This window comes from Kribbella sp. NBC_00359 (assembly GCF_036097425.1).
In the GTDB taxonomy this organism is placed as follows: domain Bacteria; phylum Actinomycetota; class Actinomycetes; order Propionibacteriales; family Kribbellaceae; genus Kribbella.
Map to the genome: position 1 here is coordinate 1,779,832 of NZ_CP107975.1, position 21,369 is coordinate 1,801,200.

Genomic DNA, 21,369 nt, shown 5'->3' on the forward strand with positions numbered 1-21,369 from the left:
GCGCGGCAATGTGTGTAGAGCTCAGATGTGGTTGTTGCGGTACCAGCGCTCCGCGGCGGGGTGCAGCGGGATCGGCATCGTCGCGATCGCGGAGCGCGGGTCCAGCGAACCGGCCTCGGGGTGGTTGCTGTTGACCAGATCGTTCTGCCGCCGGAACAGCGTGTTGACCGTCCACCAGGCCCACGAGTCGGACAGCCTCGGCGTGGCCACCAGGTAGTTCGGGATCGCCAGTGTCGGCACCGAGCTGGCGAGCCCGTACTGCGACGGCGGGATCGACGACACCACATAGCCACCGAACCGCGTGAGTGCGATCTTCTCGGCCACCGCACCGATGTCGAGCAGCCGGAACCCGATGGACGTCTGCAGCGCCTTGATCGGGTCGGTCGGAACACCGCCGCTCCAGATCATCGCGTCGATCCCGTTGGGGTTCTTCCCCTCGGCCTTGTCCTTCAGCTGCTTGACCGACTCCTCGAGCGTCAGGTACCGCTTGGTCACCGTGATGCCGGCGGTGGCCAGGATCAGGTCCGCGACGACCCTGGTGCCGGACGTGGACGGCCCGACGCTGACCACCATGCGCTTCTTGTCCGGCTTCTTCGGGTCCGGCTTCAGATCGTCGAGCGTCGACGCCGGCGAGGCCATCGGGACGACGAAGTGGACGTAGTTGTCGTACACGCGGGCCAGCGCGGTGAACTTCAGCCGGCCGCTGTCGAACATCCCGGTGCCCTCGTAGGCGGCCAGCGCGGCGTCCGAGGTGCAGAAGCCCAGGTCTGCCTTGCCGCTGTCCACCTTCATCAGGTTGTCCACCGACCCGTTGGTGATGATCGGTTTGAGCTCCATGCCGGTGACCTCGCTGACCAGCCCGCTCAGGGCGGCGCCGAACGTCGCGTAGACACCGCCCTCGTTGCCGGTCGCGAACGTCGCCGACCCGGCCGGGGCCGGCTCGTCGGCACGACCGCGGGAGCAGCCGGGCAGCAGCAGGGACGACGCGGCGGCGGCACCGAGACCGAGCACGCTGCGCCGGGTCATCCCAGTCGGCCGGGCAGGGGTCAGCAGGCGGGGGCGATCCATGCAGGACAACCTAGACAACAAGAGGTGCTCCGGGGTAGCCGAGCCGCGGCCTGCAACCGAACCGCTACCCGCAGGTACGACGCCGGCGGGTGGCGATCCGACCGCGGAAGCTACCTGGACTGCGTCTGGACGGGTTAGGGGTGGGTGTGACAGCGTTGTCATGCAGCGGCCGCGTGGGTCGCGCGACAAGGCACGGCCCAACCCCCCGGAGGATGATTTCGTGCACGACGACCGTCAACTCATCGAGGAGCGGCTCCAGCGCGCCCTGCGGGAGCGGATCCGCCCCGCGATCTACGGCGCGGCGGTCCCGCTGGACATCGAGGTGTGGCACGCCCCCGGTGAGCCGGTGTCCCCCGCCGAGGCCCTCGCCCAGACCTTCGAGCCGGCCGCGATCGGCCTGCCGTGGGGTCCGGCCTGGGGAACCGCGTGGTTCAGGTTCAGCGGGCAGGTGCCGGCCGAGTGGGCCGGCAGCGAGATCGAGGCCGTCATCGACCTCGGCTTCAGCGGCGGCCCCGGGTTCTCCGCGGAGGGCCTGGTTCACACCACGTCCGGCGTACCGCTGAAGGGTCTGCACCCGCGGCAGACCTACGCCCCGCTGTCGATCCTCGGCCCCGACGGTACGGCGGCCTCGCCTGGCGACACCATCGAGTTCTACGTCGAGGCGGCCGCCAACCCGGAGATCCCGCTCGACAACGCCTATGCGAAGACCGACATCGGCGCCAAGCTCGGCGAGACGCCGATCTACGCGCTGACTCGCGCCGACCTGGCCGTGTTCAACGCCGAGGTGTGGGACCTGATCCTCGACCTCGAGGCGCTCGACAGCCTGCAGAAGGAGCTGTCCCTGCAGGAGCCGCGCCGCCGGGAGATCCTGCGGGCACTGAGCCGCGCGCTGGACGCCCTGGACTACGAGAACGTCGCCGGCACCGCGGCGGACGCCCGCGCGCAGCTGACCGACGTACTGAGCCGGCCGGCGCATGCCAGCGCGCACCAGCTGTCCGCGGTCGGGCACGCGCACATCGACTCGGCCTGGCTCTGGCCGCTGCGGGAGACCCGGCGCAAGGTGGCCCGGACGGTCTCGAACGTCGCCACCCTGGCGCAGGAGTACCCGGAGCTCGTCTTCGCGTTCTCGCAGGCCCAGCAGCACGCCTGGGTGAAGGACAACTACCCGGAGGTCTGGGAGCGGCTGAAGAAGGCCGTTGCCGACGGCACCATCGTTCCGGTGGGCGGCATGTGGGTCGAGTCCGACACCAACCTGCCCGGCGGCGAGGCGCTGGCCCGGCAGTTCGTGCACGGCAAGCGGTTCTTCCTGGACGAGTACGGGATCGACACCCAGGAGGTCTGGCTGCCGGACTCGTTCGGCTACACCGCGGCGCTGCCGCAGCTGGTGAAGCTGTCCGGGTCGAAGTGGTTCCTGACCCAGAAGATCTCCTGGAACAAGGAGAACAAGTTCCCGCACCACACCTTCTGGTGGGAGGGCCTGGACGGGACCCGGGTGTTCACCCACTTCCCGCCGATCGACACCTACAACTCCGACCTGTCCGGCCGCGAGCTCGCCCACGCGCAGCGCAACTTCGCCGAGAACGGCGCGGCGACCCGGTCGCTGGTCCCGTTCGGGTACGGCGACGGCGGTGGCGGCCCGACCCGCGAGTTCGTCGCGACCGCGCGCCGGGTGGCGAACCTGGAGTCCTCGCCGCGGGTGACGATCGAGTCCCCGACCGAGTTCTTCGCGGCCGCCGAGGAGGAGTACGCCGGGCACGCGCCGGTGTGGTCGGGTGAGCTCTACCTGGAGATCCACCGGGCGACGTACACCTCGCAGGCCAAGACCAAGCAGGGCAACCGGCGCAGCGAGCACCTGCTCCGCGAGGCCGAGCTGTGGTCCGCGGCGGCCGTCGTGGCGGGCAAGCTGGACGCGTACCCGTACGAGGACCTGGACCGGATCTGGAAGGCCGTGCTGCTGAACCAGTTCCACGACATCCTCCCGGGCTCGTCCATCTCCTGGGTGCACCGCGAGGCCGAGGCGACGTACGCGAAGCTCGCCGCCGAGCTGGAGGCGATCATCGCGACCGCCCAGCAGGCGCTAGCCGGCGAGGGTTCGGCGCAGATCGTCTTCAACGCCGCGCCGCACAGCCGGAGCGGGATCGCCGGCCTCGGTGCCGGTGTCGCCGCCGGCGAAGGCCAGTCCGTCACCGTGCAGGACGGCGTACTGGACAACGGGCTGCTCCGGGTCACCATCGACGAGCGGGGTCTGATCACCTCGCTGTACGACGTCGAGGCCCAGCGCGAGGTGATCGCGCCAGGTGCCGCGGGCAACCTTCTGCAGCTGCACGTGGACACTCCGAACCACTGGGACGCCTGGGACGTCGACTCGTTCTACAAGAACAACGTCCGCGACGTGACCGAGGTCGACAGCGTCGACTTCAGCACCGTCGAGGGTGTCGCGACCGTCGTGGTGACGCGGTCGTTCGGCCGGTCCAGCGTGACCCAGACGCTGCGGCTGCGGCCGGGCGCGAAGCGGGTCGACATCGAGACCACGGTCGACTGGCACGAGGCCGAGAAGTTCCTCAAGGCGGCGTACCCGGTCGACGTGCATGCCGACCGGTCGGCGTCGGAGACCCAGTTCGGGCACATCTTCCGGCCGACCCACCAGAACACCTCGTGGGACGCGGCGAAGTTCGAGATCGCGGCGCACCGCTGGGTGCACGTCGGCGAGCCCGGGTACGGCGTTGCCGTGGTCAACGACTCGACGTACGGCCACGACATCAACCGGACCGCCCGCGAGGACGGTGGGACGACGACCACGATCCGGACCTCGCTGATCCGGGCGCCGCGGTTCCCCGACCCGAAGACCGACCAGGGCGTGCACACCGTGAACCACGCGCTGGTGGCCGGCGCCGGGATCCCCGAGGCGATCGAGGAGGGCTACCGGATCAACCTGCCCGAGCGGGTCGTCACCGGAGCCGGCGGGGTCGAGCCACTCGTTGCCGTTGACAACGACAACGTGATCGTCGAGGCGATCAAGCTGGCCGACGACCGGTCCGGCGACGTCGTGGTCCGCCTGTACGAGTCCTCCGGCGGCCGCTCGCGCGCCACCGTCACGCCGTCCTTCGGCGCGGCGTCGGTGACCGAGGTCGACCTGCTCGAGCGCCACCTGGCGGACCGGGACCTGCGGGACAACGGAGTCTCCTTCGAGCTCCGCCCGTTCCAGATCCTGACGCTGCGCTTCACCCGCTCCTGATCCACCCCGCGAAGGGCCGCCCCGACCGGGGCGGCCCTTCCGCAGTTCGACGCCCGGTGTTCACCGGCCTGACGTAGCGTGAAGCCATGGCTCCGACACCTTTGCTCGGTTCCCGGACGCTCGACCGGCAGACGGCGCGCACGCTGCCGCCCGGTCCGCGATGGCCCACGCTGGCCCAGACCGTATTGTTCGCGAGTCATCGCCGGACGTTCTTCCCCCGGATGCGGGCCAAGTACGGCGACGTGTTCACGATCCGCCTGGTCCCGTCCCGCCGCGTGTGCGTCGTACTGAGCCGGCCGGACCACATCCGTGAGGTGTTCGGCAGCCCGCCGTCGGTGATGCATGCGGGCGAGGGCAACACGGTCCTCGAACCGATCATGGGCTCGCACTCGCTCCTGCTCCTGGACGACGAGGACCACGTCCGGATGCGCCGGCAACTGATGCCGGCCTTCTCCGGCCAGGCACTGCGCGGGTACGCCGGGATGGTGCACGAACTGGCTCGCGCCGAGGTCGCCAAGTGGCCCGTGGGCACGCCGTTCAAGGTGCACGAGCGGATGCGGAACCTGACCCTGGAGATCATCCTCCAGGTCATCTTCGGCGTGACGGACACCGACCGGCTGAACACCCTCCGGCCGCTGCTGGACAAGATCGTCTCGGTGTCGCCGGTGATCATGCTCGGCGGGTTCTACCCGGCGCTGCTCCGGATCCGGCCGTGGCGGACCTACCTGACCACCCAGCAGCAGGTCGACGAGATCCTGTACGACGAGATCGCCAGGCGCCGCGGGAACTTGGCAGGACGCAACGACGTACTGTCCCGACTGCTTGCCGCAGGCAACTGGACGGACGAGGAGCTGCGGGACCAGCTGGTCACGCTGCTGCTGGCCGGGCACGAGACGACCGCGACCGCGCTGGCCTGGACGTTCCACGAGCTGGCCCGCCGCCCGGAGGAGCTGGCCTTCGGTCAGCGGGCCGCGGACGCCGATGCCGACGACGAGCTGGAGGCGATCGTCAAGGAGGCGATGCGGCTGCACCCGGTCGTGTACCAGGTCGGACGCCGGCTGACCGAGACCGCGGACGTCGCCGGTTACCGGTTGCCGCGCGGTACGACGATCATGGCCGCGATCGGACTCGTGCACCGCGACGGGGAGCACTTCCCGCTGCCGATGGACTTCCGGCCGCAGCGCTTCCTGTCCGACGATCCGCCGGCGCCGGGGACGTGGATCCCGTTCGGCGGCGGAGCACGGCGGTGCATCGGAGCAGGCTTCTCCCTGATGGAAGGCACCGAGATCCTTCGCGCCGCGCTCGCCGCCTACGACTTCCAGGCTCCCGACCCCAAGCCCGAGCCGGCTCAGGCCAAGAACGTCACTCTGGTCCCGCGCCGCGGTTCCGTCGTGCGGGTCACGCCCAGGTAAGACTCAGTCCTCGGGGTCGCCGACGTCGCCCAGGTCGACGTTCTCGTAGGACTCCAGGTCCTCCTCGTCGTCGTCCTCGAGCTCGAAGGAGTCCTCGTCGTCGACGACGTGGACGGCCGCCTCCTCGGCGGAGGCCGCGGCGCCGTCGAAGCCGACGTCCTCGGCGACCAGTTCGTCGTCCGCGTCGTCGTGCGCGCCCTCGTCCGGAGCGACCAGGCGGCCGGAGCGCTGCACCCCGACCTCGGGACCGCCGACGTCCTCACCGTCCTCGGCGTACGGGTCGACGTCCGGCTCCTCCTGGGCGATCCGCTGGTCCAGCGTCTCACCCTCCAGCGCCTCGTCGGCCGTCGTACCGAATCCTTCGCCCGCGGACCACTTCTCCGGCGGCGAGTAGCCCTCGTCGAGCAGATCGTCCACACCCCGGTCGTTCAGGGTGTCCTCTGCCTGCAGCTGGTCCTCGTCGTCGACGCTGTAGCTGCCGTAGTCCTCACGGTTGTTCTCGGTCATGCAGCAACCTTGACCTCCGGGCGCGGCCGAAGCAAGCCGGAGGGCCTGTGCCGCAGAATGGGGCAGGTGGATCCGGTCAGGTTGACGTTGGACCAGTTGCGGGAACTGCGCGACGACATCGCGCCGTACGCCGCCCGCCGTTCGCGCGACTCGATCCGCCGCCGGGTGGACCGCCTGCGGAGCCGGTCCTTCTTCATCGGCCAGTGCGCCCTCGCCGCCGGCGTGGCGTGGGCCATCGCCCGGTACGTCGTCGGCCACCCGCAACCGTTCTTCGCGCCGGTCGCGGCGATGGTCTGCCTCGGGTTCAGCTTCGGTCAGCGACTGAGCAGGGTCGCCGAGTTGATGGTCGGGGTGGCGGTCGGAGTCGGGGTCGGGGACGTGTTCGTCCGCATCTTCGGCACCGGGGTCCCCCAGATCGTGTTCGTGGTCGCACTGGCCATGAGCATCGCCCTCCTGCTGGGCGCGGGCACGCTGATGAGTACCCAGGCAGGCGTTCAGGCCGCGCTCGTCGCCACCCTGCTGCCGAACCCGAGCGCCGGCTTCAGCCGCTGGATCGACGCGGTGGTCGGCGGTCTGGTCGCATTGGCCGCCGCCACGATCGCCCCGGCCGCGGCGATCAGCCGTCCGCGGCAGCAGGCCTCCGCGGTGCTGAACGAGCTGTCCGAGATCCTGGTCGAGACCGCCGACGGTCTCCGATCGCGCGCGGAGGACGCGGTCAGCGACGCGCTGCGCCGGGCCCGCGCCAGTGAGTCACTGCTCGACGACCTGCGCAGCGCCGCCAACGAGGGCGTCGCGGTGGTCCGGCTGTCGCCGTTCCGTCGCCGGCACCGTGGCCGGGTCCAGGAGATCGCCGACCTCGTCGTACCCCTGGATCGCGCGATCCGGAACATCCGGGTCCTCGTCCGGCGCTGTGCCGTGTCCGTCTGGCGCGACGAGGCGATGCCGGCCGAATATCCCCAGCTCCTCGAACGCCTGGCCGAAGGCACCCGGCTGATCGGCGAGTCGCTGTTCGAACCGCACGCCGACGTCGCCGCGCACCGCGTGCTCGGCGAGCTCGGCCGCCGTACGGCGGAGATGCCGCCGCCGACCGGACTGTCGGCGGTCGTGGTGCTCGCCCAGATCCGGTCCACCGTGGTCGACCTGCTCGAGCTGACCGGGACGACGTACGACGAAGCCCGCAAACTCGTCCCCCTCCGCCTCGACGGGCTGGATGAGAAGTAGCTCACACCAAAAGATCTGCCGGATTCCCGTCATAGCCGGGGTCGGGGCGCGTCTCACCGGCATGACGATCCACCGACTGATGACCGCGATGGCCACCGAGCAGGGCCTGCCCGGTGACGAGCAGGTCGTCGAGACGACCTCCCAGACCACAGACGACCGGAGCGACGCCGCCGCCGAGCAGTAACTGGCGCGAACCGGACGAACGGATCCCGGCAGCGCACCCGGACGGTCTTGCCCACCGAGCTAGACCGCACGGATGTCGCACACCAACGCAGAGGCGCCCCGTGCGAGGCGCCGCCGGATCCGTCCGGTGCACCACCACAGGGGTGCACCCCAACCACCCGCCGGCTGTCCTGACGCCGCTTGCGCGAGGCTCAGGCCGGACCGGCGGGTGGTTTTGTTTGCAGGTGAGAGGTTAGTTGCTGTTGGCCACGATTACTTCGGTGGTGACCGAGTTGGCGATGAAGCACTCCTGGTGGGCCAGGTGGTGCATCCGCTCCAGCACCTCCGCGTCCGGCTCCGGGCCGGCCCAGACGATCTTCGGGTTCAGCCTCACCTGGGTGATCGCCAGCCGGCCCGCGTCGTTCCTCGCCAGCACGCCGACCGCGTGGTCGTCGTACGCGTCGACGACCAGGCGCTTGCGCGCCGCGATCGCGAGGAACGTGAGCATGTGGCAGGACGACAGCGCCGCCACGAACGCCTCCTCGGGATCGACCGGGCCCGGGTTGCCGAGGTACGTCGGGTTGGCCGAGCCGGGCACGGTGATCCCGCCGTCGAAGCGCCACTCGTGGTCGCGGTTGTAGACGTCGTAGGTGAACTCGTGCTCACCGCGACTCCAACTGACATCGACCACGTGCTCCGACATGCTCAGCTCAACCCTCCGATACGGCCGTCTTGGCGGTCGCCGTGACAGGATTGCATCGTACGGGAGTGTGCCCAGGCAGCTTGGCGACGAAGTCGCTGTCGTAGCGGGCGGCCATCCCGGCGACCGGGAAGTCCGTGGTCACCCACTGCGCGCCGCTGGCCAGCCCGATCCCGAGCCGGGTGTAGTCCTTGTCGCGGATCGTGGCCATCGGCTCGTCCGACCGGGTCCGGACCAGGTAGCCCTTCGTCACCAGCCGCTGGATCTCGGCCTGGTTTGCGCCACGCGGGTCGTTCACCTCGGTGACCGCGGCGTCCGGCGCGCCTTCCGGACCGCGGGTGAAGACCGCCCGGCCCTCCAGGTTCGGCTTGCCGGCGGTGTAGATGTCGCGGATCTCACCGGGTCCGCCGTTGTCGAAGTAGAACATCACCTCGCCGCGGACGCTGCTCAGCTTCGGCCAGCCCTTGGTCAGCACCGACTGCTCCAGCGTCAGGCCGGGCTTGCGTACGTCGTCCGGCGAGAGCAACTCGTCCGCGGAGAACACCGAGCGGATCTCGGTGTCGACGCTGTCCAGGTTCGCCGCATCCCACGGCGGCGCCTTCACGCCGCCGGCCGCGACTACGTTCGGGTCGGACTGCTTGAGTTCGAGGTTGATCGCGATCGGCACGTGATTCGGGTGCTGGTCGGACCAGGTCTTCACCTGCCGCAGACAGAGCACGAACGTGTCGCAGCTGGTGTTGTAGTCGAAGTCCGGGATGTGCATGACCTTGATCCCGGGCTGCGCCATCGCCGGGTCGGTCAACGGACCCTGGCCGGTCAGCTTCCGGATCAGCGGGTAGGTGTAGAGCCCGCCCTGCGGGTCGGGGAACAGGTCGAGCTCGAGCGACCGGACGTTCTGGTCCTCGAGTTGCTGGCTGATCGGGGCGTGCGAGTACCAGAGGTCGACCGAGCCCGGGTTCTGCTGCTGCTGGACCTTCTGCTCGTTCGGGCTGAGCTCACGGTGGTAGGAGTTGTGCGAGCCCACCACCTGCATCTGGTTGAGACGCAGGCTGCTCCCCGCGGCGGTGTGCGGTTCGTGCCGGGTGATCGCCGTACCCGCGAGTCCGGACGCCGCGACCGCGGTGGACGCGAGGCCGGCGACCACTGTTCTGCTCAAGCGCATGTCGTTCCCCTCCTGTGGATGACACCGATTGACGGCAATCTGTCACAGGAAGGTGGCAACATTGTCCCCCCGAAGCATGGACAATGAGCAACATGGTGACATCGGGGGCGTATCCCTTGCGCCGGACGCCGACGCAGGACCGGGCCAGCCGGCAGGTCGAGCGGATCCTGGACGCAGCCTGCGCCGAGGTGGTCGAGCGCGGGTACGACGCCGCGTCCACGAGCGGGATCGCGAAGCGCGCCGAGATCGCGGTCGGCAGCGTGTACCGGTACTTCCCGGACAAGCGCAGCCTGATCCAGGCGATCGAGCGGCGCAACCAGGCCCGCTACATCGAGGCGGTCCGCGACCGGCTGGCGTCGGTGACCAGCTGGCGTGCGGCCGTCGACGTCACCCTCGACACCTTCCGCGAGATGCACCGCACCGACCCGGGCTTTCGCGCCGTCGTCCTCAGCGGCCTCGGCGACCCCGACCTGGAATCCAAGCCCGGCGAGTTCGACGACCAGCACGCGGGCGAGTTCGCCGAACTCCTCACTGCCCGCTTCGGTGCCCGCGACACCCTCGAGTTCCGCCTGGCGGTCACCCTCAGCATCACCATGGGCGAATCCCTGGCCCACCTGGCCGACCGGCTGCCCCTGGACGAGGCGGAGTACGTCCTGTCCCAAGGCCGTCCGGTCCTCTACAACCTGCTGTCACCGCACCTGCCGTCGTGACGGCAGGTGCGGCGGAAAACTGAAAGGCCCCCGCCACTCGGGCGAGGGATAGCGGATCACTCCAGTAGCTGCTGACCGCGGTCGCGGCTGCTCTCTAGGGCTGTGGAACCGGGTCCGCGCTGCGCGGGCCGAGGGTGGGCCAGTGGCTGACTCGGCCGGCGATGCGGGCCCGGCGGGGCGTGCGAACGTCGTAGCTGACGATGACGCGGTCGCCCTTGGCGTAAGTAATGCGGCTCCCGGCGGGAAGTTTGCGAGTGACCTCGAACGGTCCCTCACCCCGGCGGGTGTAGTACTCGACGGTGACCTCGGTGTATTCCGCCGGGGCCCCGCTGTCCAGCTGGCCGCGGACCGGGCCACGAACCCGGATCACCCGTCCAGCCGTCTTCTCCTCCGTGCCCGACGGGGTCTCGTTCCGCCGGAGACCGGCGATCACGTCCGCCGCGATGCATGCCGTGACCAGCAGCACCAGGCCGAACCCACCGAGCACAACGATCGTCAACATGGCACTCACCCCCGACGCGCCGCCCGCGAGCGACGCGGTCGTCGTAGTCGAACTGCCTGCGCGGCCCTTGCCGCACACTGGTGAGACGCCACCCGGACCCGATCGGTTCCAGGTCAGGACAAAGAATTCGCCACGTCAGTTTCCGCCCATGCCGAACTGGTACTGCGGGGGCACCGGCCGGTTGGTTCCCAGCGCCTCCTCGGCCTCATGCCAGTAGTCCGTGAGCGGGTTGGCGCCCTCGCGAACGGTGGCGAGCTGGATACCTGCGGCCAGCAACTCGTGGGCACCCTGCGGGTCGCCGGCCTGCACTGCGTGCCGGACGCGCAGCAGCCGGATCCGCGGGTCGTCGGGAGCACTCTCGAGCATGCGCTCGGCCCGTGCGACGTCCGTGTCCAGCGCTGCGGCCACAGCCTCCGCGACCAGCGGCACCAGATCGGGCTGCAACTCAACCGCCCGCTCGTAGTACGACAGGTCGCCGGTCACCAACCCCAGATTGCGCAGCGCCCACGGGTTGTCCCCGGACTGCAGCCACGCCGCGACCGCTCCGTCCACATCACCGTCGTAGTGCCGCGCAACACCCCGGTGATACCAGACCAACCAGTTGTCCTCGGCCTTCTCCAACGACTCCCGCCAGCCAACCAACGTCCCATCCGGTACGCCGTCAACCGCAGCCAATCGCCCGTCCAGCAACGGCAACCACCCCCGCTCCCGCGACGTCATCGTGTCCTCGGCGAACGGCGTACCCTCCGACACCGACCACCCCGTGCGAGCCAGCTCCAGCGCACCCCACCCCGACCCGACCGCGAGCCGCTCGACCGGCGCAGCATCCACGACCGCCAGCCACTCCCGCTCCCGCACCGGCAGCTCGTCGAGCACCGGACGCAGCGCCTCGGTCCCCGCACCACGCGCCGTCCGCCAGTCGTCCGAGTGCGCAGCCTCCGGATCAACCGACATCCGGCCGTAGGCTTCCATCCAGTGCCAAGAAGTTGCTGCGGGCAACTTCAGGTGCTCCATCTGTGTCCGCGCCAGCCCTGCCTGGATCTCGGCGTACCCCGACCCTGTGAGCCCCGGCGCCAACCACTCCTGCCACCGTCGTCCACCGTCACCCTCACCCCACACGAACAACTTCCGCCCCCGCAACCGCTCCGTCGACGCCTGCGCCAGCCCCTGGCCGGAAGCGTCGACAGACGCGATCCACGGCCGCTCGCCGGCCAGCGGCTCGAAGAAGAAGTCGACTGCCCGCCCGTGCCGCATCGGATAGGTCAGATCCGAGTCCTCATACCGAGGTACGTCGATCAGGTCGAGCCGGCGGCTGTACCCGTACCGCCACGCCTGATCCGCCGGCACCAGCACCCGCGTCTCCGCCGACTGCTCGACCGCGATGTTCGACCACCAGTACGCCGGGACCTCGGACTCCGACGGGTTCTGCAGTCGGACCCCGACGTACAGGAATTCCGAGTCGGATGGCAGCCAGAAGTCGAGCTGCGTGATCAGGTTCCGTGTGCGCTCGAGCTCCCACAGCCGGAGCACCGGCGTACCGTCCGGACCCTCGACCCGGGCCGCGTGCATCGAGGCACAGGTGCCGGTCCAGTGGCCGGTGCTGCCGACGTTCCACTCGACGCCGCCGGCGAACCACGCGTTGCGCAGCGCAAGGTTCGCGGGCTGGAAGACGGGGTTGCGGTAGAGCAGTTCCTGCCCGCTGGCCTTGTGGACGAGCGAGTAGAGCCGGCCGCCGAGGCTCGGCAGCAGGGTCGCCCGGAGGTGGTCGTTCTCCAGCACCAGGGCCGGGAACGTGGTGTCGACCAGCGAGCGGTCGTATCCGTCCTGGTTCAGGCACGGCAGCGTGCTGTGCAGGCGCCCGTACCGGATGTTCTCGCGCAGCTCGTCCGGCAGCCCGGCGAGGTTCTCGACCTGGTGGAGTTCCTGCTGGGTGCGCAGCGGGGCGAGCGGGTTCTCCGGCCCGAGGGAGGCGGCGGGCAGGACAAGCTCAGTTGCGGAAAGGATCGTCACATCCCTCATCCTTTCAATTGCGCTATACATGGACACCATGGACGCCGATGTGATCGTTGTCGGGGCGGGACTGGCCGGGCTGGCCGCCACGGCCGAGCTGGCCGACGCGGGCTGGAAGGTGCTGCTGCTGGACCAGGAGCCGGAGGCGTCTCTCGGCGGCCAGGCGTTCTGGTCGTTCGGCGGCCTGATGTTCGTCAACTCCCCCGAGCAGCGCCGGATGGGGATCAAGGACTCGCGCGACCTCGCGCTGCAGGACTGGCTCGGCTCGGCCGGGTTCGACCGGCTGGACGACGAGGACAAGTGGGCCCGGCAGTGGGCTGAGGCGTACGTCGATTTCGCGGCCGGCGAGAAGCGCCCGTGGCTGCATGCCCAGGGCGTGCGGTTCTTCCCCGTGGTCGGCTGGGCCGAGCGCGGTGGCTACAACGCCGACGGTCACGGCAACTCGGTCCCCCGCTTCCACATCACCTGGGGCACCGGGCCGGGGCTGGTCGCGCCGTTCGAACGGCGGGTCCGGGAGGCGGTCGCGAAGGGGCTGGTCGAGTTCCGGTTCCGGCATCGGGTGGACGAGCTGACGGTCACCGGCGGTGTGGTCGACGGCGTCGCGGGCAAGGTGCTGGAGCCGAGCGACGTCGAGCGCGGAGTCTCGAGTTCGCGCGTCGAGGTGGGCGACTTCAGCCTCACCGCCCAGGCGGTGATCGTCACCTCCGGCGGCATCGGCGGCAACCACGATCTGGTCCGCGCGCAGTGGCCGAAGCGGATGGGCGAGCCGCCGAAGCGGATGATCTCCGGCGTCCCCGCGCATGTTGACGGGCGGATGCTCGCGATCACCGAGAACGCCGGCGGCCGGTACGTGAACCGCGACCGGATGTGGCACTACACCGAAGGCATCCAGAACTGGGACCCGATCTGGCCGATGCACGGGATCCGGATCCTGCCCGGTCCGTCCTCGCTCTGGTTCGATGCCACCGGCAAGCGACTGCCGGTGCCGCTGTTCCCCGGCTTCGACACCTTGGGGACGCTCGAGTACATCATGACGACCGGGTACGACTACACCTGGTTCGTGCTCACCCAGAAGATCATCGAGAAGGAGTTCGCCCTCTCCGGCCAGGAGCAGAACCCGGACCTGACCGGCAAGGACATCAAGGGTGTGCTCGGCCGAGCGCGTGGCGGCGCGACCGCACCGGTGCAGGCGTTCATGGACAAGGGTGCCGACTTCATCGTCCGCGGCAACCTTCCGGACCTGGTCCGCGGGATGAACGACCTGACCGGCGACAACCTGATCAACCTGGACGACCTGGAGCGGCAGATCGTCGCCCGTGACCGCGAGCTGACCAACACGTTCACCAAGGACCTGCAGATCACCGCGCTGCGCGGGGCCCGGAACTACCGCGGCGACAAGCTGATCCGGGTCGCGTCACCGCATCGCATCCTCGATCCCAAGGCCGGCCCGCTGATCGCCGTACGGCTGAACATCCTCACCCGCAAGTCGCTCGGCGGCCTGCAGACCGACCTGGACTCCCGCGTGCTGCGCGCCGACGGTACGCCGCTGCCCGGTGTCTACGCGGCCGGCGAGGTGGCCGGCTTCGGCGGCGGCGGCATCCACGGCTACCGCTCGCTCGAAGGCACCTTCGTCGGCGGCTGCCTGTTCACCGGCCGAACGGCGGGACGCGCGGCCGCGAAGGCCACCTCTTGACTCACGGCTGGAACGACGACGCCCAGTTCGTCATCCGGCTGCCGCAGGCGATCAGAACACCATGCTGAGCAGATCGGCGAACAACTCCTGTTCGTCGATCTCCAACCCGCGGTTGGTGAACCAGGTCGCCATGTTGTGGCAGTCCCGGAGCAGGAACTCCATACCCTTCGGATTGCCGACGATGTCGATCACCTGCGGCAGGTCGATCATCACGATCCGGTCCCCTTGGGCGAGGACGTTGTACGGCGACAGGTCGCCGTGGGCCAGCCCCGCCCGGGCCAGCTCGCGCATCGCGTCGCGGAGCTGCTCGAAGTACTGACCGAGCAGTTCCTTCGACGGCCGGACCTGGGCGAGCCGTGGCGCGGCCCCGCCCTCACCGTCGTCGATGAACTCCATCAGCAGCTCGGTGCCGTCCACCTGCACCGGGTACGGCACCGGGACGCCGGCTTTCCACAGCCGGCACAACGCGTCCCACTCCGCATAGGCCCACTGCCCCGCGGCGACGCTGCGACCGTGCCCGGTCTTCTTCGCCATCGCGCGGCTGTCGCGGCTGTTGCGGGTACGGCGCCCTTCGACGTACGCCGTACTGCGGTGGAAGGACCGGTGTTCCTCGCTGCGGTACCGCTTGGCGGCGAGCAGCGAGGAACGGGCCGGGTTGCCGCCGATGGCTTCGACGGCACGCTCGACCAGGAAGACGTCGGCTTCCTTGCCGGTTTTGAGGACGCCGAGCTCGGTGTCGATCGCGGCCTGTTCCGTCACGACCCAGTCGGGTCGTGGATCCGGGCCGCGAGAACCGCGCTCGACGTCCAGCCAGGTGGACCACCGCTGATCCGATCCCAGCGTCTCTTCCACTTCCTGGAAGTGAAAGACGAACGCGTCGGCGGGATCGGGTTCGGACTCGTCGCGGGTCAGATCGGCCCAGCGGGAGTCGAAGTCGGGGAAATTGTCAGAAAGGTCGTGCTCGGTACGAAAGACGTCGGAAGACATCCGGAGTGCTCCTGAACCTCGAGGTGAGACTGACGCGGGCAAGCCGCAGCACAGTGATGGCCATCCGTCAGCCCTCCTTAGGTCCAGGCGGCGCTCGTCGCCGCTCGGCTGCACCAGCATGCACGCCCGCTCCGGGGCGCGCAACGTATTTATCGCAGCTGCGACCGCGCGGTCGGCCGGAGCCGGAGCTCCTGGGCCGGCGAGACCGACCGGCAGACCAGCTCCGGCAGCACCTGCCGCTGCCACACCTCCGACGCCGCGAGCCGCCGGCGATGCTCGTCGTACGCCGCCTCGTCGTCGAACCGGGCGAACCACGCGAGCACGACCTCGTCCCGCAGCGGCAGCGCCGGAAAGTTGTTCTCGGCAACCAAAGTCTCGAAGGTCGCGACCGGCTCGGCACCGGTGGCGATCAGCACTGGTACGACGTGATCGGTGAAGAACTCGACGAAGCCGTCGTCCGGCGAACCGCGGTGGTACACGGCTCCGGCGACGATCGAGCCGGGGACCTCCGTCGTACCTCTTGGTGGGCGGGGTGAATCCAGGCGCGGGTACGCCGGGCCGAGGTGCAGCGGTTCGAGGAGGAGCGCGTTGTCGGAATCGATCATCGTCTTGTTCGCGGTCGCGGCGTGCTCGCGCCAGACCGGGCCGTAGTAGAACGCGTTCAGCGCCTCGGCCCGAGTGGGCAGGTCGGCGAAGCCGCGGATCCAGACGAACCGGTCGGGGTCGTCAAGGTCGCGGAACTGACCGACGATGTGCATCCCGGCCGCTTCCTGCCCCTCGACGAAATGGTCGTCGAAGACCTCGATCAAGGTGTCACGCTGCCCGGGATGCAGCGTGTACTGACGCAGGTCGACCACGGCGCAGCACTCGTCCATGGGCGTGAGTCAACCAGGGAAACCTGACAGATGCTGTCAGGCTTCAGCGAAACTTCCGCACCGCCTGGTCGAGCCGTTCGACGCCGCGGACGATCTCGTCGGGGGACGCCGCGGCCGCGTAGCTGAATCGCAGGTGCCGGGTCGGGCCGCCGGGGAGATAGAAGTTCCGCCCCGGGCTGACCGAGACGCCTTGGCGAACTGCTTCGGCGACGACCTGATCGTCGACCATTCCGTCGGGCAAGGTGGTCCAGAGGTGATACCCGCCAGGCCGGACCGCGTCGATCGTCAGGTGCGGACTCCGCTCCGCCAGGCTCTGCGTCAACGCCTCCCGTCGCTCCCGCAATGCCGCCGCCAGTCGGCGGAGGTGCGTCGCGTAGGCCGGTGACGTCATCAGCTCCAGTGCGGTCTCCTGCATCGGCCTGGGTACGAAGAAGCTGTTGATCACATGGGTGTCGCGGAGCCGCGCGTACGCCGCTCCGCGCGCGGTGAGACCGGAGATGCGCAGGCTCGGCGAGGTGGGTTTGGTCAGCGACCGGATGTGGACGACGTGACCGTCGGGGTCGTCCGCGGCCAGCGGTTGGGGCAGGTCGGGCGCGTCGTCGTGGACCAGGCGGCGGGTGAAGTCGTCCTCGATGACGAAGGCGCCGGCTGCGCGGACCGCTTCCATCAGGCGCGCTCTGCGCGGCGGCGCGAGTACGGCTCCGGTCGGGTTCTGGAACAGTGGTTGGCAGACCAGCACGCGGGCGCCTGAGGTTGCGAAAGCCTCCTCGAGGAGTTCGACGCGGAGGCCGTCCGCGTCGACCGGGACGGGGACGGCCCGCAGGCCGACCGCGGCGGCGGCCGCGAGCGTTCCCGGGTACGTCGGGGCTTCGACCAGCACTGCTTGACCAGGATCGGCCAAGGCTCGCAGCGCGGTCACGAGCGCGGTCTGGCCACCGGAACTGATCAGCACGTCGTTCGCACCGAGAGGGCCCTCACGTCCACTGATGTCGGCGGCGAACCAGGCCCGCAGCTCAGGAAGCCCATCGGCCGGCGCACGCGTCCAGGTCCCGGGCCGGCGTCCCGCCCGTCCGATCGCGTCCGCCAGCGCCTTGCTCGGCTGCAGCGACTCGTGCAGGTAACCGGTCGACAGATCGACAACCCCTTCGGTGGGAGCCGCCAGCATCAGCATCATCGGCGCAATGTCGGGCCGGCTCGTCCTGAGCGCCTCCTCCTGCCACGACAGGTCAGCCGACGTCGCCGGTCGGCGCGGTGCCCGCTCGCTGACGAACACACCCGCCCCGGGCCGCGAGCTGACCAGCCCTTCAGCCATCAGCACGGTGACCGCCCGCGACAACGTGACCGGACTGATCCCCCACCGCCGTACCAACGCACGGCTGGACGGCAACCGCCCACCCGGCCCGGCGGTCGTCACCTCCGCCCGCAACCGGCCGACCACCACACCCAGACTGCTATCGTGGTCCATGACAGACAACGATAGCGCTACTGCCCCGACGCAGAAAGCGATACCGCCCACCGGGGTCGGGTCGGCGGGCGAGGCCCGGACCGGCGGGGCGGGGACCTTTGCGGCTTTGGTGGGTGTTGCTTCTTTTTCGCTCAGTTTTCCGGCCACTGTGTGGGCGACCAGGGGTATGGGGCCCTGGACGGCGACGGGAGCGCGTGGTCTGATCGCCGGCGTGCTGGCCGCCGGGCTGCTTGCGGTGCTTCGGGTGAGGTGGCCGCAGCGGCGGGATCTGGCGGGGCTGCTGGTTGTTGCGGGTGGGTGTGTGATCGGGTTCCCGCTGCTGACCACGCTGGCGTTGCAGACGTCGACGACTGCGCACTCGGCGGTGGTGGTCGGGCTGCTGCCGATCGCGACAGCCTCCGCCTCGGCGGTGATGACGCGGAAGCGGCTGCCCGGGATGTTCTGGAGTGCGGCCGGCGTCGGCGCGGCGGCGGTCGTCGTGTTCACGCTGACCCAGCACCACGGCAGCGTGTCGATCGCCGACCTGTATCTCGTGGCGGCGCTGCTGGTCTGTGCGCTCGGATACGCCGAGGGCGGCCGGCTCGCCGGGCATCTGCCGGGATGGCATGTGATCGCCTGGGCCGTGGTGCTCGCCCTGCCGATCAGCCTCGCCATCACGCTGATCGCCGTACCGCACGAACGCTTCGCTCCGACACCGTCGAGTCTTGTCGGCCTTGCTTACATCGCTGGGATTTCGCAACTCGGCGGGTTCGTCGTCTGGTATCGCGGCATGGGGATCATCGGCGTCGCGAAGGCCAGTCAGCTGCAGCTCGCCCAGCCCCTGCTCACCCTGGTGTGGTCGGTGCTGCTGATGAACGAGCACCTCCCGCTGACCGCTCCGATCACCGCGGTCGTCGTACTTCTTTGCATCGTCGTCACACAACGCACTCGTTTCAAACACGTGTAACAGCTGAGTACTTGAAAGCGGCGGCCGAGTTTGATCTGGTGGAGGTAGTGGCTCAGCCGTGATGCCACCGACCTGCACGACGACACGACGAGGTTTCTCCCGTGACGACCGCAGCTCCCAGCGCTGAGGACTCCAAACAGCGCATCGCCGACACCACCCACGAACTCCTACTCGAAGCCGACAACACGCCGGACCCGCGCCACCAGCAACTCCTGGACGAGGTCGTGATCCTGAACGCCCCCGTGGCCCGATCGATCGCGTCGCGGTATCGCAGCAAGGGCGTGGACTCCGACGACCTCGAGCAGGTCGCGTACCTCGGCCTGGTCAAGGCCGCGAACGGCTACAAGATCGACGCGTCCACAGCCTTCCTGTCGTACGCCGTACCGACGATCAGAGGCGAGCTGAAACGGTACTTCCGCGACTGCGCGTGGACCGTCCGGCCGCCGCGGCGGGTCCAGGAGATGCAGGGCAGCATCGCCGCCGCCGAGCCCGAACTCATCCAGCGCCTCGGGCATGTCCCCACCGACGAGGAGACCGCGGCGGCACTCGGCACCGATCCGGCCGAGATCGCCGAGGCCAGCTCGGTCCGCGGCTGCTTCAGCACGCTGTCGCTGGACGCGCCCGGTGCGCCCGAGGGCGGCACCAGCCTGCTCGACACGGTCGCCGACGCCGAGGACGGGTACGACCTGGTCGAGAACGTGCACACCCTGACGCCGGCCGTCGCCGGTCTCGGCGACCGGGACAAGCGCATCCTCGAGCTGCGGTTCCGCAACGGCTTCACCCAGGAAGAGATCGGCCACGAGCTCGGCGTCAGCCAGATGCAGGTGTCCCGCCTGCTGCGCGGCATCCTCGACCGGCTCCGCACCGACCTGGCTTCACCGGACGGCATACCGAAGAACGGGTAGTGGCCGTCGTCGGTGCGGTAGCGTCGGCAGCGTGGACTTCGAGGAGGCGGCGGATGCGCTCTACGCGGCGCCGGCTGCCGATTTCATTGCTACTCGCAACGAGCTGGCCAAACAGCTGAAGGCTGACGGCGATCAGCTCGGGTCGACCCGGCTGAAGGCGATGCGCAAGCCGACGGTCGCCGCCTGGGTGGCGAACCTGGTCGCCCGGAGTCTGCCGGACGAGCTCGACGACCTGCTCGCGCTCGGCGACGAGTTCCGCGAGGCGACCGCCGATCTCGACGGCGACCGGCTCCGGGACCTGACGCCGAAACGCCACCAGCTGCTGGACAAGCTGTCCAAAGAGGCTGCCCGGCTGGCCTCGGACGAAGGCCAGAAGGTCAGCGCCGACGTCGGTCAGAAGCTGCGCGAGACACTCGACGCCGCGTTGATCGATCCGGCCGCGGGTGACGCGCTGCGCGAAGGCCGGTTGAGCAGCGCGCTGCGGCACGTCGGTTTCGGCGTCGTCGACGAGAACGGCGAACCCACCAACGTCACCCCGCTCACCGACGAACGCCGGCAGGCCGCCCGCGACCGCCGGAAGGCGCAGCAGGCCGAGGCCGACAAGGATTCGGCCGCCACCCGCAGCAAGCAGGAGGCGGCGGAGCGCGAAGCGGAGGAACGCGAGGCCGCCGAGAAGGCGAAGGCCAAGCAGGCGTTCGAAGACGCCGTCACCGCGGCCCAGAACGCCGAGGCGACGGTCGAGGACCTCGACAACCAGCTCGACGACGCCCGCGAAGCGCTGGCCGAGGCCCAGGAGCTGGTCAAACGACTCGGCGGCGAACTGGACGAAGCCCGGCGAGCCGCCCGCGAGGCCCAGAAGCTCAGCCGCGAGGCACGGAAGCGATACAACCGGCTCTGACCTGGGTACCGGCCGGGGCGGTATGGAGAGGAGCCTCCGATGGCGCGGTCGATCTGGAGCGGGTACATCACCTTCGGGCTGGTCACGGTACCGGTCGGGCTGTACAGCGCGACCCAGGAGCACGAACTGGACTTCCACCAGTTCCAGAAGGGGACGTCGGACCGGATCCGGTACAAGCGGGTGAACGAGCGGACCGGTCGCGAGGTGGACTTCGACAAGATCGTCAAGGGCCACGACGTCGGCGGCGGCGAGTACGTCATCGTCGAGCCCGACGAGCTGGACAACATCGCGCCCGGCAAGTCGCGCTCGCTGGAGATCGACACCTTCGTCGAGCTGGACGAGATCGACCCGATGCATTTCCAGAAGAGCTACTACCTGGGCCCGAAGGACTCCGAGAACGCCTCGTCGTACGGCCTGCTGCGGGACGCGCTGGCGAAGACGAACCGGGCCGGGATCGCGAAGTTCGTGATGCGCGGCAAGGAGTACCTGGCCACGATCCGGGCCGACGGCAAGGTTCTGGTGCTGGAGACGATGTTCTTCGCCGACGAGATCCGCGACCCGGACCAGGAGGTCGGCGACCTGCCCCGCAAGTCGGCCGCCGGGAAACAGCTGTCGATGGCCGTCGACCTGATCGAGGCGATGAGCGGTGAGTGGAAGCCGGCCGCCTACAAGGACACCTACACCGAGCGGGTCCGCAAGCTCGTGAACACCAAGCGCAAGGGCAAGGAGGTCGTCTTCACCGAGGAGGAGCCGGAGGCCACCACCCCGACCGACCTGGTCGCCGCGCTCCGCGCCAGCGTCGAGTCGGCCCGCAAGTCCCGCACCACCAAGAAGACAGCGGCGAAGAAGCCGGCAAAGAAGACCTCGGCCAAGAAGTCGTCCACGAAGAAGAAGGCAGCCTGACGCGCTGG

The 21,369-nt window shown here is 69.4% G+C and carries 19 protein-coding genes; 10 read left to right on the forward strand and 9 right to left on the reverse strand.

What is annotated here, in order from left to right:
* Nucleotides 1-21: 21 nt before the first annotated feature.
* The gene (locus OG876_RS08630; RefSeq protein WP_328524262.1) at nt 22-1,068 is read right to left on the reverse strand and encodes a TAXI family TRAP transporter solute-binding subunit; all 1,047 of its coding nucleotides are present in this window, start codon (nt 1,066-1,068) and stop codon (nt 22-24) included.
* A gap of 220 nt (nt 1,069-1,288) precedes the next feature.
* On the opposite strand from OG876_RS08630, the gene OG876_RS08635 reads away from it, so the two are divergent.
* Both OG876_RS08635 and OG876_RS08640 read left to right on the forward strand, forming a co-directional pair.
* Entirely contained in the window at nt 1,289-4,303 is a 3,015-nt protein-coding gene (locus OG876_RS08635) for an alpha-mannosidase (protein WP_328524263.1), read from the forward strand.
* 86 nt (nt 4,304-4,389) lie between these two features.
* Entirely contained in the window at nt 4,390-5,715 is a 1,326-nt protein-coding gene (locus OG876_RS08640; RefSeq protein WP_328524264.1) for a cytochrome P450, read from the forward strand.
* A 3-nt stretch (nt 5,716-5,718) separates the two neighbouring features.
* Here the strand turns inward: OG876_RS08640 and OG876_RS08645 are convergent, their stop codons facing one another.
* Complete coding sequence (locus OG876_RS08645; RefSeq protein WP_328524265.1) at nt 5,719-6,222, reverse strand: DUF5709 domain-containing protein; 504 nt, start codon at nt 6,220-6,222, stop codon at nt 5,719-5,721.
* 57 nt (nt 6,223-6,279) lie between these two features.
* Between OG876_RS08645 and OG876_RS08650 the strand changes: the two genes are divergently transcribed.
* Both OG876_RS08650 and OG876_RS08655 read left to right on the forward strand, forming a co-directional pair.
* Nucleotides 6,280-7,443 (forward strand): FUSC family protein, encoded by a 1,164-nt coding sequence (locus OG876_RS08650; RefSeq protein ID WP_328524266.1) that lies wholly within the window; start codon nt 6,280-6,282, stop codon nt 7,441-7,443.
* 61 nt (nt 7,444-7,504) lie between these two features.
* Entirely contained in the window at nt 7,505-7,627 is a 123-nt protein-coding gene (locus OG876_RS08655) for a hypothetical protein (RefSeq protein WP_328524267.1), read from the forward strand.
* Between the two features lie 231 nt (nt 7,628-7,858).
* Here OG876_RS08655 and OG876_RS08660 read toward each other — a convergent pair whose 3' ends face one another.
* Both OG876_RS08660 and OG876_RS08665 read right to left on the reverse strand, forming a co-directional pair.
* Nucleotides 7,859-8,308, reverse strand: a complete 450-nt coding sequence (locus OG876_RS08660; protein WP_328524268.1) for an OsmC family protein — start codon at nt 8,306-8,308, stop codon at nt 7,859-7,861.
* Between the two features lie 7 nt (nt 8,309-8,315).
* Nucleotides 8,316-9,467, reverse strand: coding sequence for a phosphatidylinositol-specific phospholipase C1-like protein (locus OG876_RS08665; RefSeq protein ID WP_328524269.1), 1,152 nt, complete (start codon nt 9,465-9,467; stop codon nt 8,316-8,318).
* A 92-nt stretch (nt 9,468-9,559) separates the two neighbouring features.
* On the opposite strand from OG876_RS08665, the gene OG876_RS08670 reads away from it, so the two are divergent.
* On the forward strand, nt 9,560-10,177 hold the full coding sequence (locus OG876_RS08670; protein WP_328524270.1) for a TetR/AcrR family transcriptional regulator: 618 nt from the start codon (nt 9,560-9,562) through the stop codon (nt 10,175-10,177).
* A gap of 94 nt (nt 10,178-10,271) precedes the next feature.
* On the opposite strand, the gene OG876_RS08675 is transcribed toward OG876_RS08670, so the two are convergent.
* Nucleotides 10,272-10,679, reverse strand: a complete 408-nt coding sequence (locus OG876_RS08675; RefSeq protein WP_328524271.1) for a DUF3592 domain-containing protein — start codon at nt 10,677-10,679, stop codon at nt 10,272-10,274.
* 135 nt (nt 10,680-10,814) lie between these two features.
* Nucleotides 10,815-12,698 carry a DUF5107 domain-containing protein gene (locus OG876_RS08680; RefSeq protein ID WP_328524272.1) on the reverse strand — a complete coding sequence of 628 codons (1,884 nt, stop codon included), beginning with the start codon at nt 12,696-12,698 and terminating at the stop codon, nt 10,815-10,817.
* A gap of 19 nt (nt 12,699-12,717) precedes the next feature.
* On the opposite strand from OG876_RS08680, the gene OG876_RS08685 reads away from it, so the two are divergent.
* Complete coding sequence (locus OG876_RS08685; RefSeq protein WP_328524273.1) at nt 12,718-14,382, forward strand: FAD-binding dehydrogenase; 1,665 nt, start codon at nt 12,718-12,720, stop codon at nt 14,380-14,382.
* A gap of 51 nt (nt 14,383-14,433) precedes the next feature.
* Here OG876_RS08685 and OG876_RS08690 read toward each other — a convergent pair whose 3' ends face one another.
* From OG876_RS08690 to OG876_RS08700, 3 genes are all read right to left on the reverse strand, one after another.
* On the reverse strand, nt 14,434-15,369 hold the full coding sequence (locus OG876_RS08690) for a serine protein kinase RIO (protein WP_328524274.1): 936 nt from the start codon (nt 15,367-15,369) through the stop codon (nt 14,434-14,436).
* Between the two features lie 149 nt (nt 15,370-15,518).
* A complete protein-coding gene (locus OG876_RS08695; protein WP_328524275.1) occupies nt 15,519-16,244 on the reverse strand; it encodes an NIPSNAP family protein in 726 nt (241 codons plus the stop codon).
* Nucleotides 16,245-16,287: 43 nt separating this feature from the next.
* Nucleotides 16,288-17,709 carry an aminotransferase-like domain-containing protein gene (locus tag OG876_RS08700; RefSeq protein ID WP_328524276.1) on the reverse strand — a complete coding sequence of 474 codons (1,422 nt, stop codon included), beginning with the start codon at nt 17,707-17,709 and terminating at the stop codon, nt 16,288-16,290.
* 40 nt (nt 17,710-17,749) lie between these two features.
* On the opposite strand from OG876_RS08700, the gene OG876_RS08705 reads away from it, so the two are divergent.
* The 4 genes from OG876_RS08705 to ku all read left to right on the forward strand — a co-directional run bounded on the left by OG876_RS08705 (nt 17,750) and on the right by ku (nt 21,361).
* Entirely contained in the window at nt 17,750-18,655 is a 906-nt protein-coding gene (locus tag OG876_RS08705; RefSeq protein WP_328526873.1) for a DMT family transporter, read from the forward strand.
* 101 nt (nt 18,656-18,756) lie between these two features.
* A complete protein-coding gene (locus OG876_RS08710; RefSeq protein ID WP_328524277.1) occupies nt 18,757-19,560 on the forward strand; it encodes a sigma-70 family RNA polymerase sigma factor in 804 nt (267 codons plus the stop codon).
* Between the two features lie 31 nt (nt 19,561-19,591).
* Entirely contained in the window at nt 19,592-20,458 is an 867-nt protein-coding gene (locus OG876_RS08715; protein WP_328524278.1) for a hypothetical protein, read from the forward strand.
* A gap of 39 nt (nt 20,459-20,497) precedes the next feature.
* Nucleotides 20,498-21,361: a non-homologous end joining protein Ku gene (gene ku / locus OG876_RS08720; protein WP_328524279.1), complete on the forward strand. Its 864-nt coding sequence runs from the start codon at nt 20,498-20,500 to the stop codon at nt 21,359-21,361.
* Nucleotides 21,362-21,369 lie beyond the last annotated feature (8 nt).

Bases quoted from the DNA above. Each gene is read 5' to 3' on its own strand.
- OG876_RS08670 (WP_328524270.1), top strand. From the start codon at position 9,560: ATGGTGACATCGGGGGCGTATCCCTTGCGCCGGACGCCGACGCAGGAC.
- OG876_RS08640 (WP_328524264.1), top strand. From the start codon at position 4,390: ATGGCTCCGACACCTTTGCTCGGTTCCCGGACGCTCGACCGGCAGACG.
- OG876_RS08700 (WP_328524276.1), bottom strand. From the start codon at position 17,709: ATGGACCACGATAGCAGTCTGGGTGTGGTGGTCGGCCGGTTGCGGGCG.
- ku (WP_328524279.1), top strand. From the start codon at position 20,498: ATGGCGCGGTCGATCTGGAGCGGGTACATCACCTTCGGGCTGGTCACG.
- OG876_RS08675 (WP_328524271.1), bottom strand. From the start codon at position 10,679: ATGTTGACGATCGTTGTGCTCGGTGGGTTCGGCCTGGTGCTGCTGGTC.
- OG876_RS08650 (WP_328524266.1), top strand. From the start codon at position 6,280: ATGGGGCAGGTGGATCCGGTCAGGTTGACGTTGGACCAGTTGCGGGAA.
- OG876_RS08645 (WP_328524265.1), bottom strand. From the start codon at position 6,222: ATGACCGAGAACAACCGTGAGGACTACGGCAGCTACAGCGTCGACGAC.
- OG876_RS08680 (WP_328524272.1), bottom strand. From the start codon at position 12,698: ATGAGGGATGTGACGATCCTTTCCGCAACTGAGCTTGTCCTGCCCGCC.
- OG876_RS08695 (WP_328524275.1), bottom strand. From the start codon at position 16,244: ATGGACGAGTGCTGCGCCGTGGTCGACCTGCGTCAGTACACGCTGCAT.
- OG876_RS08660 (WP_328524268.1), bottom strand. From the start codon at position 8,308: ATGTCGGAGCACGTGGTCGATGTCAGTTGGAGTCGCGGTGAGCACGAG.
- OG876_RS08690 (WP_328524274.1), bottom strand. From the start codon at position 15,369: ATGTCTTCCGACGTCTTTCGTACCGAGCACGACCTTTCTGACAATTTC.
- OG876_RS08655 (WP_328524267.1), top strand. From the start codon at position 7,505: ATGACGATCCACCGACTGATGACCGCGATGGCCACCGAGCAGGGCCTG.
- OG876_RS08665 (WP_328524269.1), bottom strand. From the start codon at position 9,467: ATGCGCTTGAGCAGAACAGTGGTCGCCGGCCTCGCGTCCACCGCGGTC.
- OG876_RS08630 (WP_328524262.1), bottom strand. From the start codon at position 1,068: ATGGATCGCCCCCGCCTGCTGACCCCTGCCCGGCCGACTGGGATGACC.
- OG876_RS08685 (WP_328524273.1), top strand. From the start codon at position 12,718: ATGGACACCATGGACGCCGATGTGATCGTTGTCGGGGCGGGACTGGCC.